The sequence below is a fragment of the Stenotrophomonas sp. Pemsol genome, assembly GCF_003586545.1.
GTDB lineage: Bacteria > Pseudomonadota > Gammaproteobacteria > Xanthomonadales > Xanthomonadaceae > Stenotrophomonas > Stenotrophomonas sepilia.
This window is the reverse complement of the sequence record NZ_CP025780.1, coordinates 1,022,387-1,038,149: the sequence shown is the minus strand read 5'-3', so window position 1 is coordinate 1,038,149 and position 15,763 is coordinate 1,022,387. Positions and strand designations below refer to the sequence as shown.

At 66.7% G+C, this 15,763-nt stretch carries 14 protein-coding genes; 6 read left to right on the top strand and 8 right to left on the bottom strand.

What is annotated here, in order from left to right; all coding sequences use genetic code 11:
• Nucleotides 1-20: 20 nt before the first annotated feature.
• Complete coding sequence (phaZ, locus tag PEM_RS04740) at nt 21-1,328, top strand: polyhydroxyalkanoate depolymerase (protein WP_111127906.1); 1,308 nt, start codon at nt 21-23, stop codon at nt 1,326-1,328.
• Between the two features lie 109 nt (nt 1,329-1,437).
• On the opposite strand, the gene PEM_RS04735 is transcribed toward phaZ, so the two are convergent.
• From PEM_RS04735 to PEM_RS04725, 3 genes are all read right to left on the bottom strand, one after another.
• Nucleotides 1,438-2,427: a sensor domain-containing protein gene (locus PEM_RS04735; protein ID WP_111127907.1), complete on the bottom strand. Its 990-nt coding sequence runs from the start codon at nt 2,425-2,427 to the stop codon at nt 1,438-1,440.
• Nucleotides 2,424-2,789 (bottom strand): PadR family transcriptional regulator, encoded by a 366-nt coding sequence (locus PEM_RS04730; RefSeq protein WP_111127909.1) that lies wholly within the window; start codon nt 2,787-2,789, stop codon nt 2,424-2,426. The genes PEM_RS04735 and PEM_RS04730 overlap by 4 nt, the downstream gene beginning before the upstream one ends.
• Nucleotides 2,790-2,881: 92 nt before the next feature.
• Entirely contained in the window at nt 2,882-4,366 is a 1,485-nt protein-coding gene (locus PEM_RS04725) for a hypothetical protein (protein ID WP_111127910.1), read from the bottom strand.
• A 125-nt stretch (nt 4,367-4,491) separates the two neighbouring features.
• On the opposite strand from PEM_RS04725, the gene PEM_RS04720 reads away from it, so the two are divergent.
• The gene (locus tag PEM_RS04720; RefSeq protein ID WP_111127912.1) at nt 4,492-5,394 is read left to right on the top strand and encodes a peptidylprolyl isomerase; all 903 of its coding nucleotides are present in this window, start codon (nt 4,492-4,494) and stop codon (nt 5,392-5,394) included.
• 581 nt (nt 5,395-5,975) lie between these two features.
• Here PEM_RS04720 and PEM_RS04715 read toward each other — a convergent pair.
• Entirely contained in the window at nt 5,976-6,848 is an 873-nt protein-coding gene (locus PEM_RS04715; RefSeq protein ID WP_111127913.1) for a DMT family transporter, read from the bottom strand.
• A gap of 115 nt (nt 6,849-6,963) precedes the next feature.
• Between PEM_RS04715 and PEM_RS04710 the strand changes: the two genes are divergently transcribed.
• Complete coding sequence (locus tag PEM_RS04710) at nt 6,964-7,908, top strand: LysR substrate-binding domain-containing protein (RefSeq protein ID WP_069138003.1); 945 nt, start codon at nt 6,964-6,966, stop codon at nt 7,906-7,908.
• Nucleotides 7,909-7,976: 68 nt separating this feature from the next.
• Nucleotides 7,977-8,270, top strand: a complete 294-nt coding sequence (locus tag PEM_RS04705) for a hypothetical protein (RefSeq protein WP_005415831.1) — start codon at nt 7,977-7,979, stop codon at nt 8,268-8,270.
• Nucleotides 8,271-8,301: 31 nt separating this feature from the next.
• Here the strand turns inward: PEM_RS04705 and PEM_RS04700 are convergent, their stop codons facing one another.
• Nucleotides 8,302-9,117: a DUF4349 domain-containing protein gene (locus PEM_RS04700; protein ID WP_005415830.1), complete on the bottom strand. Its 816-nt coding sequence runs from the start codon at nt 9,115-9,117 to the stop codon at nt 8,302-8,304.
• Nucleotides 9,114-9,470 (bottom strand): GFA family protein, encoded by a 357-nt coding sequence (locus tag PEM_RS04695; protein ID WP_053497067.1) that lies wholly within the window; start codon nt 9,468-9,470, stop codon nt 9,114-9,116. Before PEM_RS04695 ends, PEM_RS04700 begins: the two co-directional genes overlap by 4 nt.
• A gap of 112 nt (nt 9,471-9,582) precedes the next feature.
• Between PEM_RS04695 and PEM_RS04690 the strand changes: the two genes are divergently transcribed.
• Together PEM_RS04690 and PEM_RS04685 are read left to right on the top strand one after the other, a co-directional pair.
• On the top strand, nt 9,583-11,391 hold the full coding sequence (locus PEM_RS04690) for a DUF885 domain-containing protein (protein WP_095379004.1): 1,809 nt from the start codon (nt 9,583-9,585) through the stop codon (nt 11,389-11,391).
• 144 nt (nt 11,392-11,535) lie between these two features.
• Nucleotides 11,536-12,534: a polysaccharide lyase gene (locus tag PEM_RS04685; RefSeq protein ID WP_111127915.1), complete on the top strand. Its 999-nt coding sequence runs from the start codon at nt 11,536-11,538 to the stop codon at nt 12,532-12,534.
• Between the two features lie 9 nt (nt 12,535-12,543).
• Here PEM_RS04685 and agp read toward each other — a convergent pair whose 3' ends face one another.
• Both agp and smrA read right to left on the bottom strand, forming a co-directional pair.
• On the bottom strand, nt 12,544-13,767 hold the full coding sequence (agp, locus tag PEM_RS04680) for a bifunctional glucose-1-phosphatase/inositol phosphatase (RefSeq protein ID WP_111127916.1): 1,224 nt from the start codon (nt 13,765-13,767) through the stop codon (nt 12,544-12,546).
• Nucleotides 13,768-13,835: 68 nt separating this feature from the next.
• Nucleotides 13,836-15,668: a multidrug efflux ABC transporter SmrA gene (smrA, locus tag PEM_RS04675; RefSeq protein WP_065177448.1), complete on the bottom strand. Its 1,833-nt coding sequence runs from the start codon at nt 15,666-15,668 to the stop codon at nt 13,836-13,838.
• Between the last annotated feature and the right edge of the window lie 95 nt (nt 15,669-15,763).

Below are 15,763 nucleotides of genomic sequence, written 5' to 3'. Positions count from 1 at the left end.
GACCATACATATCGGTCGTCATGCTCTATCAACTGCACGAACTGACCCGCAACCTGCTCGCCCCCTGGGTGCACCAGGCCCAGGCCAACGCCAAATTCTTCGCCAACCCGGGCCACTGGTGGTCGCAGATGCCCGGCGCTGATCGCCTGGCGGCGGTCAATGAGCTGTTCCACCGCATCGGCAAGGATTACGAGAAGCCCGAGTGGGGCATCAACGAAATCGAGGTCGACGGCGAGCGCGTGCCGATCGTCGTGCACGAGGAAGTGAGCAAGCCGTTCTGCAAGCTGCTGCGCTTCAAGCGCCACAGCAATGAAGCCGACCAGCTGCACACGATGCTCAACCAGCCGTTCGTGCTGGTCGTTGCGCCGCTGTCCGGCCACCACGCCACGCTGCTGCGCGATACCGTGCGCACGCTGCTGCGCGACCACCGCGTATACGTCACCGACTGGGTCGACGCGCGCATGGTGCCGTCCAGCGAAGGCGAGTTCGGCCTGGACGATTACATCGCCTATATCCAGGAGTTCATCCGCCATCTGGGCGTCGAACGCCTGCACGTGGTCAGCGTGTGCCAGCCGACCGTACCGGTGCTGGCCGCGGTTTCGCTGATGGCCAGCCGTGGCGAACCGACGCCGCGCACGCTGGTGATGATGGGTGGCCCGATCGATGCGCGCTGCAGCCCGACCGCAGTGAACAACCTGGCCACGCAGAACCCGCTGTCGTGGTTCGAGAACAACGTCATCCACACGGTGCCGGCCAGCTATCCCGGCGCCGGTCGCCGCGTGTACCCGGGCTTCCTGCAGCACGCCGGCTTCCTGTCGATGAACCCCAGCCGCCATTTCAGCTCGCACTGGGATTTCTACACCGACCTGGTCAAGGGCGACCTGGAAGACGCCGATGCGCACCGTCGTTTCTACGACGAGTACAACGCCGTGCTGGACATGCCGGCCAAGTACTACCTGGATACGATTTCCGTGGTGTTCCAGGACTTCCTGCTGCCGCGTGGCGAGTGGGTGGTCAACGGCGAGAAGGTCGATCCGTCAGCGATCCGTGATACCGCGCTGCTGAGCATCGAAGGCGAGCTGGACGATATCGCCGGTCTCGGCCAGACCGAAGCCGCGCAGGCGCTGTGCACCGGCATCACTGCGGACCGCCGTGAGCATTTCATCGTCGAAGGTGCCGGCCACTACGGCATTTTCAGCGGTCGTCGCTGGCGCGAGGTGGTGTACCCGAAGGTGCGTGACTTCTTCGCCGCCCATGCCGAAGCACCGGCGGCGAAGGCCGCGAAGAAGAAGAGCAACGTCACCCCGCTGCGGCGAAAGGCGGGGTAACTCCCCGCCATGGGGTCGGATCCCTTTCCAACGGAAAGGGCTCTGACCCAGCATGATGGGATCCGGGGTCAGAGCCCTGTTCTCCGAACAGGGATCCGACCCTTGACCATTACAACCGCACCAGCAGGTTCTTGGCAATCAGCCCGTGCAGCTTGCCGATGCCGCGTGCCAGGTGCATCGTCAGCAGCAGCAGCAGCGCGCCCGCCGCGGCAACCGCGATCGTCACCAGCGGCGAGGCCGCCATCGGCAGTACATTCACGTCGTTGATGTACACACCCGGGATGTCGCCACTGAAGATCGCCGCAACCGGCGCCCAGATCAGGCTCAGCGACAGCGACAGCAACGTCACCGCGATGGTGAAGTAGATCACGCCCAGCGGCAGCATCAGCACGAAGTACAGCAGGGTCAGCCAGGTACGGCCATCGGTGAACATGTCGCCGATGCGCTGCAGCCACGTGCGGCTGCGGTCGGTATAACGCGGGCGGCGCGGCATGCGCTCGCCCAGCAGCGCTTCCACCAGCCGCCCTTCCAGCAGCGCCAGCCCGCGCACCGAGCCGAAGAACAGCACGGTCAGCGGAATGCCGATGATCAGGATCAGCAGGCCCAGCGACAATGACAGGCCGGTCACCACCCAGGTGAAGAAGAAGATGCCGGTAGCCAGCGACAGCAGCATGTAGAACAGCGCGCCGTAGGTATGCGGATCGGCGACCACGCCGAAGAAGCGCGCCAGCAGCGAACGCTGCACCGGCGCCGGCGGCGGTGAGGCCGGCTCGACGCCGCTGGCTTCCGCCGCCGCACGCAGCACCGGCGCGGTATCCGCACGCGGCGTGCGCAGCGCGCGGTTCACTGTCACTTCGGTCTCGCGGTAGATGTCGGCCACTTCGTCCGGCGCGCCATAGCTGCCGGCCACGTCGGCGATCACCTCGGCCTCGCTTCGGCCGGGCTGCGCGGCCAGCTCCGAGCGCAGGTATTCCTCGGCGTCGTACAACGCGTCCTGCACCATCGCCGGATCGGCACCTTCCAGCGCCGCGCGCAGTTGCGCCAGATACTGCGGGATGGTGGTCGGCAGGGCTCGGCCTGCCAGGCTCGGGTCGTTCATTGCGGTACCCCCTCCAACACGGAATCGACGGAATCGCGGGTGGCCTGCCAGGCCTGGCGCCATTGCGCCAGCACCTCGCGGCCACGTTCATTGATGCGGTAGTAGCGCCGCGGCGGCCCGCTGCTGGACGGTTCCACATGGCTTTCCAGCAGCCCGGCGCTCTCCAGGTTGCGCAGCACCGGGTACAGCGCGCTCTGCTTGCCGCTCAGCACGCCCTCGCCCACGCGCTCCAGCTCCTTGGCGATCAGGTAGCCGTACAGCGGCTCCCCGGCCCGGGCCAGCACCGCCAGCAGGGCCAGCGACACGGTTCCGGCGCTGAGCTCCTTCTGGAACTTCTTCAGGTGGACATCGTCCTCGGACATGGCCGGCCCTCCACTACGTTGAAGTCCACAGTAGTGCGAAGTTCGGTATAGCGAATGTGTCGTTAGTCATCGTGCTGGTTGGCGAGACGCATTCAGGCCTCGCGTATGGCTGCCAGCACCTGCGCGCCGACGGTCTCCGGCAGGGTGTGCCTGCCCTCTTCAAGCCGGCTGACCAGAGCCTGGCGGCGGGCGCCCCCCAGTGGCGAGTAATGCTGGCTCGCCTGAAGCCAGTTCTGCACCAGTCGCAGGTGCCAAGCTCGCTCCTCCTCGCGCAGTGGCACCACGTCCAGCAGCAGATCGAGGTGCTGCCAAAGGGGCAGTCTGCGCAACTGGCTCAGCAGGCCGACCTGTGCCACGTGCGAAGGACCATCGTGGCAGAACGCCACCAGCCGGACCGGATCCAGTTCGACGGCCCACAGGGGCGTCGCACGAGCCAGCAGCTCGTTCACGGTCCGCCCAGGCTCTTCCAGTGCGGCACGCAGCCACTCCAGACATGCACCGTCTTCGGCCCGCAGCCAACCTCGCAGGCAGTTGCGTCGATGGCGCGCCGACACCTGGGGCAGCAACGCGCGCAGCGTGGTCGCATCTGCAGCTTCGGCGTGATCGCCCAGCGCTGCCAATGCCTCGCGCCAGCGCCCGCGGGTACGCTGCTGAAGTTCATCGCGCCACAACGTGATCGCGGGGGGCGCATGGCGATGCTGAAGCAGCCACGCCGCCAATCTGCGCACGCTGCGCGAACGGTCAAATGCTGCAGCTTCGATGTATGCATCGAGACCCGGCACGTTACGTTCGACCAGTGCACGCAACGCCGCAGCACGCACCCCGCTGGAGGGCGCGGCCAACGCCATGACACATTGCGCCTCGACCTCCCCAGGCGTTCCGTTGGCCAAGAGATGTGCAAATGCCAGGTGCGAGACTTGCGGGCTGTTGTCCAGCAGCGCGAGCGAGCGCAGTTCCTCCGGGTCTGGATGGATCTGCAGGGCGATGGTGAAGGCCGCCAGCCGGGTTCTCGCGTCCGGGTGGCCCAGCAGCCCTTCAAGAACGGGGCGAGCGGCTGGCGACGACAGCCAGGCGAACAGGCCGCCATCGAGCCATTCCCGTTGCACGCGCTGTGCATTGCGCAAGCGGACAGCAATCGGCCAGGCCTTCAGCACGTCGTGCACCGCGCACTGTTCGAGCAGGGACATCACGACATCCCGCGCTACCACGCGCACTTCGGCCACCCAGTCATTGCAGCGGAGCAAGGCGCAGGACAAAGTCAGATGGCTGGGTACCGAGCGCATCCGCTGCAACGCGGCCTCGCGCGTGTGACCATTGCCGTCCGAGCCCGCAAGGAACAGTGCCGCCGTCTGCAGATCAAGCGGTGCCGCTGCGCAGGCGTTGAGGCCGGCGAGCAGCCTGTCGTCATTGGGGGCCCACCAGCTGCGTCGACGCTCATCAAGATCGAACAATCCTCGTGGCGACAGCGTCTGCAACCAATGCACACGATCCGCGTGCTCATCGACGAACCACTTCAGGATCTTGTCGATCATCGCGCGCAGTTCGGCTTCGGGCGCTTCCGGATGCGGTATGACCATCGTCTGCTTCCATCAAGGACAATGACCATCGTGCCGCACCTGCATGGACAGGGCCAGTACGCCACCGTGGCGCACGCGCGCACTCTCGCGCAGAATCGAAGTCTCGTTCATGTTCCGGGGTTCCCATGCCGCACCGCCGTCGCCTTGCCCTGACCACCCTCGCCCTGGCCAGCCTGCTGCCCTCGCTGGCCAGCGCGGCCACCCCATACCGCAGCCCGCAGCAGATCCTCGACGCCTCGGCAGCCAGCGACTGGCGCACGCCGGACCCGGCCAACCTGCTGTACATGGACCTGCCCGCCGGGCGCGTGATCATCGAGCTGGCACCGCAGTTCGCCCCGCGGCATGTGGCCAACATCCAGACCTTCGCCCACGAACATTTCTGGGACGGCACCAGCATCTACCGTTCGCAGGACAACTTTGTGGTGCAGTTCGGCGATGCCGACGCCGATGACGCAGCCAAGGCCAAGCCGTTCGGCAGTGCCGCGCGCAAGCTGCCGGCCGAGTTCGAGCGCGCCAGCGCCGGCCTGAAGGTCAGCGTGCTGCCGGACCGCGATGGCTGGGCCGCGCAGACCGGTTTCGTCGACGGCTTCCCGGTCGGCCAGGACCCGCATGCCGGCAAGGCCTGGCTGGCGCACTGCTACGGGATGCTCGGTGCCGGCCGCAGCAACGAGGAAGACAGCAGCATCGGCGCCGAACTCTATGTGGTGACCGGCCAGTCACCGCGTCAGCTGGACCGCAACATAACCCTGGTTGGTCGCGTGCTGAAGGGCATGGAGCTGCTGAGCGCAACGCCGCGCGGACCGGCGCCGATGGGCTTCTACACCGACCCGAAGCTGCGTACGCCGATCGTGTCGATCCGCCGTGCCAGCGACGTGCCGGTGGCCGAGCGCACGCCGATCCAGGTGCTGCGCACCGATTCGAAGACCTTCGCCGATACGGTGGAGGCGCGGCGCAATCGCGTGGATGATTTCTACAAGCGCCCGGCGGGGCATATCGATCTCTGCAATATTCCGGTGCCGGTGCGGTAGGAGCCTGGCTTGCTGCGCGTTGCGCGTGCTGAAGGTACGTCACTGTTCATGGGCGTTACTTTTCTTTGTACGCAAAGAAAAGTAACCAAAAGAAACGTTCCGCCGGTCGCGAGCCGGCGCTGCGCGCCGGTACCCTGCGCTCCTCGGCCCGTCGAGGGACGGCGCGGGAACTCGCTGCGCTCAGACACCCGCGTCTCTTCGCCCTCGCCGGACCTGCGGTGCTCGGCTCGCTCAAGGCGGATCCAAGATCAAAGGCAGAAGCGGTCGCTTCGCTCGCCGGGCCCGGCCCGGCACTACCAAGCATCGTCGTGCAGCTGTGGCTCTTGACCTTGGGTCCGCCTTGAGCGAGCCGAGCATCGCAGGGGAATCAGGGGCGAAGAGGTGCCGATGTCTGAGCGCAGCGAGTTCGGCACCGTCCCCTGATTCACCGAGAAGCGCAGGGGACCGACGTGCGAAGCGCGGCGGCTCGCGACCTGGCGGCGCGTTTCTTTTGGTTACTTTTCTTTTCGCGCGAAAAGAAAAGTGACGCCCATGAACAATGAAGCACCTTCAGCACGCGCCACGCGCAAAACGCCAACGCCTCAGCCCTTCTGACTCACCGCCACGCTCCCCAGAATCAACGCCCCCGCCACCAACATCTGTACCGTCACCGCCTCCCCCAGGAACAACCACGCAAACGCCGCACCGAACAACGGAATCAGGTAGGTCACCGTCGACGCCCGCGACGGGCCGATACGACCGATCAGGCGATAGAACATCAGGAACGCCAGCCCGGTACAGGCCACGCCCAATGCGATCGCCGCGCCCCAGGCCTTCAACGGAATCGCCGCCTGCGGCCAGTGGCTGACCGCCATCGGCAGCATCCACAGCGAGGCGCACGACAGCGTTGCCGCCGCGGCGGCGGCCGACGGCAACCCGGTCATGTGCCGCTTCACCAGGTTCACGCCCAGGCCGTACAGCAGCGATGCCGCCGCACCGGCCAGCACTGCGGTGCCGATGCTCAGGCCGGAAACCTTGGCCGTGGCCAGCACCACCACGCCGGCGAAGCCGGCCAGCAGCGCCCCGGCACGACGCATGCCGATCTTCTCGCCGAAGAACAGGAACGCGATCAGCGCAGCGAACAGCACCGTCATCGCATTGCAGATCGCACCGATCGCGGCCGGCGCCTGCTCGGCGGCATAGGCAAACAGCACGAACGGCAGCGCTGAGTTGATCAGGCCGATCGGTGCCAACCACAGCCAGCGCCGCGGCGGGAACTGCGCGCGGGCGCGCCACAGGAACGGCAGCAGCACCAGCGCGCCCAGCACCAGCCGTACCTCGACCAGCGCGAATGGGCCGAACGACGGCACCGCCACCCGCATGAACAGGAACGAGCAGCCCCAGATGGCGCCCAGCAGGGTCAATTCCAGCGGCGTGCGCCAGTCGCGCTCGGCCGCCTGTGGGATCGCATTCATGTCCTGCCTCCGTCCATCGTTTGTTCCTCGCCAAGGCAGACAGGATCAGGCGCAGACGCCTGCCGCACAAGCGCGTAGTATCGCTGTCAGCCACAAATATGGTTTGAGGCTCGACATGCTGCTCCGTCCTTCCCTGCTCCCCGCACTGGCCGTGTTCGCGGTCGCCGCACGCCACCAGAATTTCGCCCAGGCCGCGCAGGAGCTGCACCTGACCGCCAGCGCGGTCAGCCACCACGTCCGCCGCCTGGAAGAAGTGCTGGAAGTACGGCTGTTCCTACGCCACGCCCGCGGCGTGCGCCTGACTGCCGAGGGTCGGCAGCTGGCCGACGCCGCCAGCGCCGCCTTCACCGATGTCGCGGCGGTGGCCCATCACCTGCAACCGGATGCCGACAGCGTGCCGCTGCGGATCACCACGCTGCGCTCGCTCTCGTACTGCTGGCTGCTGCCGCGACTGCCACGCTTCACCCAGGCCTATCCACACATCCGCATCGAGCTGCACACCGGCAGCGGGCTGGATCGCTACGACGACAACGGACCGGAAGTCGGCATCCGCTACGGGCTGGGCCAATGGCCGGGCCTGCGTGCGCAGCACCTGATGGATGACTACCTGTTCCCGGTGGCCTCACCGGCACTAGCCGGGGTCGAAATGCTGGTCGATCCGGCGCGCATCGCCGAGCTGCCGCTGCTGACCGACCTGTCGCCGCAGGGCTGGCGCGACTGGTTCCGCCACGCCGGCGCGCGCCCGCCGTCGCCGATGCCGCCGATGCACACCTTCGCCGACAGCACCGACGCGATGCGTGCAGCGGTGTATGGCATGGGCGCGGTGCTGGCGCGCACCCACATCGCCCAGCCCTACCTGCAGCGCTACGAGGTGGTACGCCTGCCCGGCCCGGCATTGAAGGCGCGCTATGCCTATCACGTGGTGCACGCAGAAGGGCAACCGCCGAGCCCGGCTGCGCGCCTGTTCATCGACTGGTTGCTGGAACAGGCGCAGGACGAGCGCACGCCGATCCCGGCATTGCCGGACAGCCTGCTCGGGCGGCCGGCAACGCACGCCTGACTGCGCCCTCACCCGTTCTTTGCCTCACGCTGGCTAGGCTGCTGGCGAACCCACAACGTACCTATGCCATGGCCATGCTGCGACTGCGCATCACCGGAACCGAAGACGACGCCCGCGCCATCAGCGACCTGCTGCTCGGCCTGGACGGCATCGAACATGTCGAAGAAACCGACGACCTGATGCCGCACATGGACGACGACGATTCCAGTTCGGCCGGGCTGTCCGATGACATCGGCCCGGGCATCCACGAGCTGGAAGTGGAAGTCGGCAATGAAAGCACCGCGCAGAAGGTGCGCGATGCGGTGCAGGAACTGGCGCTGGAGCTCGATGTGTTCGTCGAGTACGAGACCGACGAGGGCTGATGCCGGCTGACGGCCGGCATCGGCCTTCATCTCAGGGGTTGGGCGGTAGCTTGCGACGGCGGCGACGCCACCATGCCCGCACACCCCAGGCCGCGATCAAGGCCAGCACCGCCACCGGCAGCAGCGCGGCAGCAGCGCGGATCAGGAACGCAATGCTGGTGCTGAGGATGCTGCCCGACTCGCTCAGCGCCTCGCCGATCTCGCTGCGGCTGCGCTGGCCAGAGGTGGTGTCGAAGTGGATCGCCACCAGCTGGGTATCGATGCGCCGACGCTGCTGCGCGGCGTCCTTGTTGGCCTGCTCGACACCCGCCTCGATCTCCGACAGGCGCGTGGTGATCGCCATCAGGTCTTCGACCTTCAGGTCCTTGCGGTCCTGGTAGGACAGCAGGCGGGCGTGCTCCTTTTCAAGCCGCGCCTTGGTCAATGCCGTGTCGGCCACCGCCTGCGCGAGATCCTCGGCGCGCGTATTGCGGGACTGCAGCTTGCCGCCTTCACCAGCCATCGCGATCAGCGGCTCGGTGCCCTTCGGGGCGATGCGCACCTTCACTTCACCGCTGGGCTGCTCGCCGCCGTGCTGCTCGACCTGCAACACTGCACAGTCACCGAACTTCGCGCTCTGGCAGGCCTGGGCGATCTGCTGGATGCGCGGTGCGATCTGCGCCGCTTCCAGCTGCACCTGCACGTCATGTTCGTAGGCCAGGAAGGCGCCTTCCGGCGAAGCGATGGCCGCCTCCGCGGCCGTGGCGCCCGCATCCCCCACCATGTCGCCCTGCTTGGCGCAGGCGCCCAGCGCCAGCAGCAGTACCGGCAGCGCCGCCCTGCGCGTCCACGCTCGCACCGGCCTCACAGTGCCGCTCCGTCGTAGGAGGTCACCGAAAGGCCAGCCAGATCCACCTGCGGCACGCAGCGCACGTTCACCGCCACCATCGGTGTGCCGGTGCGAGGGTCGACCGCTTCGCTGTAGGGAGCGATACCACACTGGCGGCAGTGGTGGTGGTCGATGTGGGCCTTGTTGAAGTGGTAGGTGGCCACGTCAGCCGGATCGGTGGCCAGCTGGAACGCCGCACGCGGGGCGAACCACAGCAGGCTGCCGCGACGCCGGCACATCGAACAGTTGCAGTCGATGACGTCGCTGATCGGCGCCTCGGCCTGTACGGTGAATGCGATCCTGCCGCAATGACAGCTTCCTTGGTATTCCATGTCCTGCGCTCCTTTGGAGGGTCCTTGAATCCGCTCATGGTAATCCTATGGCACGGGGACAAAGCAGCGACGGGGCCCTATGCTCAGGGTTTGACCCCGTACAGGAATGCCGATGCGCCCGCATCTTCTTGCCCTCGCCCTGGTCGCCGCGCTGGCCGGTTGCCAGCCGGCCGACGCCCCGACCAATGCTTCCACCCCGGCCGCCAGCCAGCAGGCCGGTGACGCGGCGGTCGACGCCGCCTTCGCCGATCTGTCCAAGCGCGCGCTGGACACCTGGATGCAGCTGTCGCCAGTCAGCGCCACCCAGATCGGTGACCACCGCTACGACAGCGAGCTGGACGACCTGAGTGCCGCCGGCCAGCAGAAGACCGTGGCCGCCTACAAGGCGCTGCTGGGCGAGCTGGACAAGATCGCGGTGGCCAAGCTGGGCCGTGAGAACCAGGTGGACGCAGCGATCCTGCGCAACCAGCTGCAGTCGGAAATCTGGAACGCCGAAGTGCTGCAGTCCGGCAAGTGGGACCCGCAGCTGTACAACGGCGTCGCCGGCAGCGCGATCTACGGCCTGATGGCGCGCGAGTTCGCACCGCTGCCGGAGCGCCTGAAGGCGGCCACCGCGCGCATGGAGAAGCTGCCGGCGATCTTCGCCCAGGCCCGCGAGAACCTGGACCCGGCCCGCGTGCCGAAGATCCACGCCGAGACCGTTGCCAAGCAGAACAAGGGCATCCTCAGCATCGTCGATACCTTCATCACCCCGCACATCGGCGAACTGCCGCAGGCCGACCAGCAGCGTCTGCAAGCGGCCATCGACGGCCTGAAGAAGGCCGTGGACGAGCAGCAGACCTGGCTGGACAAGACCCTGGTACCGAACGCCAAGGGCGACTTCCGCATCGGTGCGGAGAAATACGACCAGAAGCTGAAATTCGCGCTGAGCTCCTCGCTGACGCGCCAGGAGATCGGTGAGCGTGCGCGCGCCGAACTCAAGCGCGTGCGCGAGGACATGTACGGCATCGCGCAGACCGTGTTGAAGGACAAGCCGGGTGCACCTGAGATGCCGGCCCAGCCGACCGACGAGCAGCAGCAGAAGGCGATCGAGGCCGCGCTGGAACTGGCCTACGCCGACAAGCCGGCACGCGACAAGGTGGTCGACGATGCCAAGGCCGCGCTGGAGCAGTCCACCGCGTTCGTACGCGAGCACGATCTGATGACGCTGCCCGATGCGCCGGTGGACATCATCCTGATGCCGGAATTCCAGCGTGGCGTGGCCGTGGCCTACTGCGATTCGCCGGGCCCGCTGGACAAGAACCTGAAGACCTTCTACGCCGTGTCGCCGATTCCGGACGACTGGAACGAGAAACAGGTCGACTCGTTCCTGCGTGAGTACAACTCGCGCATGATCCACCTGCTCAGCATCCATGAAGGTACTCCGGGCCATTACCTGGAAGGCTGGCACTCGGCCAAGTTCCCCTCGACCCTGCGTGCGGTGCTGCGTTCAGGCCTGTTCGCCGAAGGCTGGGCGGTCTACACCGAGCGCATGATGCAGGAGCAGGGTTACCTCAACAACGATCCGCTGTTCCACCTGGTGCAGCTGAAGTTCTACCTGCGCACCATCTCCAACGCGATCCTCGACCAGGGCGTGCACGTGGACAACTGGGATCGCGAAAAGGCGATGCACCTGATGACCCACGACGCGTTCCAGCAGGAAAGCGAAGCGGCCGGCAAGTGGGTGCGCGCGCAGCTGACGTCGGCACAGCTGCCGACCTACTTCGTCGGTGCGCAGGAACACTTCGACACCCGCAAGGCAGTGCAGGAGAAGCTGGGCGACAAGTTCAACCTGAAGGCGTACCACGACCAGGTGCTGTCCTACGGCGCACCGCCGGTGCGTTTCGCCCGCCAGCTGATGCTGGACCAGCCGATCGAGTGATCGCGCAGGTGTGAGTTGAACGAGAGCGGCCCGGGCAAACCCGGGCCGTTCCGTTTGCACAGGATCGCCACGCCATCGCCGCATCACATGCCGGCAACGGAGCCAGGCGCATCGTTCGCCGGGTTCCCCCTTCCACCGGCATCCATGTCTCTCCCTCTGCTCCGCCTTGCACTGCTGCCCGCACTGCTGGCCAGCGCCTGTGCCTTTGCTGCGTGCCCTGCGCCACCCGCTGGCCAGCCCGACATCCGTGCCCTGGGCTACTACACCGACAAGGCCGGCTCGGTGATCGACCCGGCACTGCACCAGCAGAACAAGGATGCCACCGCGCCGCTGGACCGCTATGCCGCCGACGTGGCGCACATGAGCGACGACTATCTGCGCAGCGGTGACCCGGCAGCGGCGCAGTGCACGTTGAACTGGCTGGGTGCGTGGGCCGACGAGGGCGCCATGCTCGGGCAGATGATCCGGGTCAACAACGATCAGTCGTTCTACATGCAGCAGTGGATGCTCGATGCGGTGGCCATGGCCTACCTGAAAGTGCATGACCAGGCCGACCCGCAGCAGCGCGCGCGCATCGATCCGTGGCTGCAGCAGCTGGCAAGGGCCAACCTGTCCTACTGGGACAACCCGAAACGGCGCCGTAACAATCACTACTACTGGGGCGGCCTGGGCGTGCTGGCCACCGGCCTGGTCACCGATGACCAGACCCTGTGGCAGGCTGGTCATGCAGCCTTCCAGAAGGGCATCGATGACATCCAGGACGATGGCAGCCTGCCGCTGGAAATGGCGCGCGGGCAACGTGCCCTGCACTACCACGACTACGCGCTGACGCCGCTGGTGATGATGGCGGAGCTGGCGCGGCTGCGCGGTCAGGACTGGTACGCCAGACGCGATCACGCCATCGACCGCCTGGCGCGTCGCGTCATCGAAGGCAGCAAGGACCCAGCGTGGTTCAACCAGCAGACCGGTGTTGCACAACTGCCCCTGCAGGCCAGCGGATGGGTCGAGTTCTACCGGTTGCGCTCACCCGATGGCGGCCTGTTCGATGCCGCGCACGCACGCGGACCGTTCCATTCGCCGCGGTTGGGCGGTGACCTTACCCTGATGGCCACGCACGGCATCGTGCGCACGCCGCCGCGATAGCCCCCTGTTTCAGCGACGGGCCCGCTGTAGCAGCTGCTGGAACTGCGCACGGCTGCAGCCCTGCCGGTCACAGCCCGGCAAGGGCAGTGCGACGCGTCCCGGCGGCTGCGCCTCGGTCAGCGGCAATGCATCGCGCAGCTGCGCGGTGGTCGGATAGACGTAGGCCAGGCGGAACCGCTCGCCACCGCTCTGGCGGTCACGCCAACGCTCGAACTGCAGCAGGCCACCGATCGGCGTCTTCTCGAACTGGCCTGGCAGGCTGTAGTCACCGATTCCTATCGCCGCCAGCACCGAACCGATATTGGAATCATGGCCGACCAGCAGGATCACCTTCGGCGACGCCGGATCACCGAACGACGCATCCACGCGCGCCAACAGCGGAGCGGCCACGTCACGCGCCACCGCGGGTGTTCCGAACAGGATGTTCTGGTAGCGGTTGCGGATTTGCACCAACGCCAGCCATTGGCCTTCCGTGTTCAAGCGGCCCCAACCTTCGCGCGGAACGCCACTTCCCTGGTAATGCTCCATCAGCAGGGCATCGACCAGACCGCTGGCCAGTGCCAGTGAACCCGAAGCGCGTGGCTCCTTGCCCGGCTCCGCATTGAAGGTCGTGTCGCCCGGCACCAGATGACAGTCGCTGCGCCCCGCACAGGCCGCCGACTGCGGGTAACGGGTGATTTCCTCCACCACGGAAAGTGCCGGGGCCAGATCCGCTGCCGCCAGCGCGTTCTGCATTGCCGCCAGCGCGCGGGCGCGGAAGGCAGGGTCATCGTTATGGATCACCGGATCGAACAGTGGATCCATCGTCCCCAGCGGCGTGCGCTGTTCGACCGCAGCAGGGCAGCCCGGGAAGGCGCCAGCAACGAAGAACTGCGCGGTGGCCTGGGTGCGCTGCAGGCTGTTGGCATGGGCGTGGAAGTCAACCGGCTGCGGGCAACCCGACGCCGGCAACAATTGCGCCTGGCGCAGCCACTGGCCCACATAGCGGCCCATGTAGACCTCCAGTACGCCGCCCTTGGTGGTCAGCTCGCCCGGTGCCACGTCCCAGCGTTGCCAGGTTTCAGGGGTCGCTTTGGCGAGTGCGCCGAACGCCACCATCGGTGCGCGCAGGTTGTGGCGGCTGAGCAGGATGACCTGCTGCAGTTGCTCGTCGGCGACGGGTGCGGCCATCGCGGTCGCAGTGCTCACGGCCAGCGCGATCAGCAGAAACAGGGAGCATAGGGCGCGGATCATGCAGGTCTCCAGAAGCACGCCGGGGTCGGAGCCTTTTCCGAAGGAAAGGGCTCCGACCCCGGAAGTACTCATTGATCGGCCGCCACGAAACCACCGGTCTGCCGCGCCCACAGGCGCGCGTACAGGCCACCGGCCGCAATCAGTTCGGCATGGCTGCCGGTCTCGACGATGCGGCCCTGGTCCATCACCACCAGCCGGTCCATGCGCGCGATGGTCGAGAGCCGGTGCGCGATCGCGATCACCGTCTTGCCGCCCATCAGCTCATCCAGGCTGTCCTGGATCGCCGCTTCCACTTCCGAGTCCAGCGCCGAGGTCGCTTCGTCCAGCACCAGGATCGGCGCGTCCTTCAGCAGCACGCGGGCAATGGCGATGCGCTGGCGCTGGCCACCGGACAGCTTCACCCCGCGCTCGCCGACATGCGCGTCGTAGCCACGACGCCCCTGCCCGTCCACCAGCGTATCGATGAAGGCTTCGGCACGCGCCTTGGCTACGGCAGCACGCAGCTGCTCCTCGGTCGCATCGGGGCGGCCGTACAGCAGGTTGTCGCGGATCGAGCGATGCAGCAGCGAGGTGTCCTGGGTGACCACGCCGATCTGCTGGCGCAGGCTTTCCTGGGTGACGCAGGCGATGTCCTGGCCGTCGATCAGGATGCGGCCACTCTCCAGGTCGTACAGGCGCAGCAGCACGTTCACCAGGGTCGACTTGCCGGCACCGGAAGGACCGACCAGGCCGATCTTCTCGCCCGGCTTCACCACCAGGTCGAGGCCGGCGATCACGCCGCCCTTCTTGCCGTAATGGAAGTGGATGTCCTGGAAGTGCACGCCACCGCGGGTCACCTGCAGCGGCACCGCGTCCCCGCGGTCCTGCACGGTCAGCGGCTGGGCGATGGTGGTGATGCCATCCTGCACCGTGCCGATGTCCTCGAAGATGCCGTTGATGGTCCACATGATCCAGCCGGACATGTTGTGGATGCGGATCACCAGACCGGTCGCCAGCGTGATCGCGCCCACGGTGATATGACCGCCATTCCACAGCCACAGCGCGAGCCCACAGGTGCCGGCAATCAGGAAACCGTTGACGATGGCGATGGTCAGGTCCATGCCGGTGGTTATCCGGGTCTGCGCGCGGTGCTTGACCGCCAGTTCCTGGATCGACTCGGCCACGTAGGCCTGTTCGCGCCCGCCATGGGCGAACAGTTTCAGCGTGGGAATGTTGGTGTAGCCATCGACGATCCGGCCCATCGCCTTGGAGCGCGCTTCGGACGCAATCCAGGCCCGTTCCTTCGCGCGCGGCACGAAGTAGACCATGATCACCGCATAGGCCAGCAGCCACAGGACCAGCGGCACCATCAACCGCCAGTCCGCCTGCGCGAACAGGTACAGCGCCGTGCCGGTATAGACCACGATGTACCAGAGCGAGTCGACCATCTGTACCGCCGACTCGCGCAGCGAGGTACCGGTCTGCATCACCCGGTTGGCGACGCTGCCGGCGAAGTCGTTCTGGAAGAAGCTCAGGCTCTGCCGTACCACGTAGTTGTGCATCAGCCAGCGCGAGCGGTTGCTCAGGCCGGGCACGATCGCCTGGTTGACCAGCAGGTTGTGCAGGCCCACCAGGATCGGCCGCGCGATGACCGTGATGAACAGCATCCAGCCCAGTTCATTGGCATGGCGCTTGAAGAAATCGGCACCGGGCTGCTCGGCGACCATATCGACGATGCGGCCCAGGTAGTCGAACATGGCCACTTCCACCAGCGCCAGCAGCAGGCCGGCAATCAGGGTCGCCAGCAGCACCGGCCAGACCGGGCGCAGGTAGTGCAGGTAGAACGGCAGCACCTTGCGCGGTGGCATGCGCCCATCCACGGGCGGGAAAACCGGGATCAGGGATTCAAACCAACGGAACATCGCATTCCCTCGCCATCAATAGCCGGCGGAGTATCCCACGCCGGATGTGTACGCCGGCCGACGATGCCGCGGCGCCGGTAGTGCCGGCCGCTGGC

Excerpts from the sequence above, each read along its gene's own strand:
- PEM_RS04705 (WP_005415831.1), top strand. The coding sequence starts at position 7,977 with ATGGCCATGCTGCGACTGCGCATCACCGGAACCGAAGACGACGCCCGC.
- PEM_RS04695 (WP_053497067.1), bottom strand. The coding sequence starts at position 9,470 with ATGGAATACCAAGGAAGCTGTCATTGCGGCAGGATCGCATTCACCGTA.
- PEM_RS04730 (WP_111127909.1), bottom strand. The coding sequence starts at position 2,789 with ATGTCCGAGGACGATGTCCACCTGAAGAAGTTCCAGAAGGAGCTCAGC.
- agp (WP_111127916.1), bottom strand. The coding sequence starts at position 13,767 with ATGATCCGCGCCCTATGCTCCCTGTTTCTGCTGATCGCGCTGGCCGTG.
- PEM_RS04685 (WP_111127915.1), top strand. The coding sequence starts at position 11,536 with ATGTCTCTCCCTCTGCTCCGCCTTGCACTGCTGCCCGCACTGCTGGCC.
- PEM_RS04720 (WP_111127912.1), top strand. The coding sequence starts at position 4,492 with ATGCCGCACCGCCGTCGCCTTGCCCTGACCACCCTCGCCCTGGCCAGC.
- PEM_RS04725 (WP_111127910.1), bottom strand. The coding sequence starts at position 4,366 with ATGGTCATACCGCATCCGGAAGCGCCCGAAGCCGAACTGCGCGCGATG.
- smrA (WP_065177448.1), bottom strand. The coding sequence starts at position 15,668 with ATGTTCCGTTGGTTTGAATCCCTGATCCCGGTTTTCCCGCCCGTGGAT.
- PEM_RS04735 (WP_111127907.1), bottom strand. The coding sequence starts at position 2,427 with ATGAACGACCCGAGCCTGGCAGGCCGAGCCCTGCCGACCACCATCCCG.
- PEM_RS04715 (WP_111127913.1), bottom strand. The coding sequence starts at position 6,848 with ATGAATGCGATCCCACAGGCGGCCGAGCGCGACTGGCGCACGCCGCTG.
- phaZ (WP_111127906.1), top strand. The coding sequence starts at position 21 with ATGCTCTATCAACTGCACGAACTGACCCGCAACCTGCTCGCCCCCTGG.
- PEM_RS04690 (WP_095379004.1), top strand. The coding sequence starts at position 9,583 with ATGCGCCCGCATCTTCTTGCCCTCGCCCTGGTCGCCGCGCTGGCCGGT.
- PEM_RS04710 (WP_069138003.1), top strand. The coding sequence starts at position 6,964 with ATGCTGCTCCGTCCTTCCCTGCTCCCCGCACTGGCCGTGTTCGCGGTC.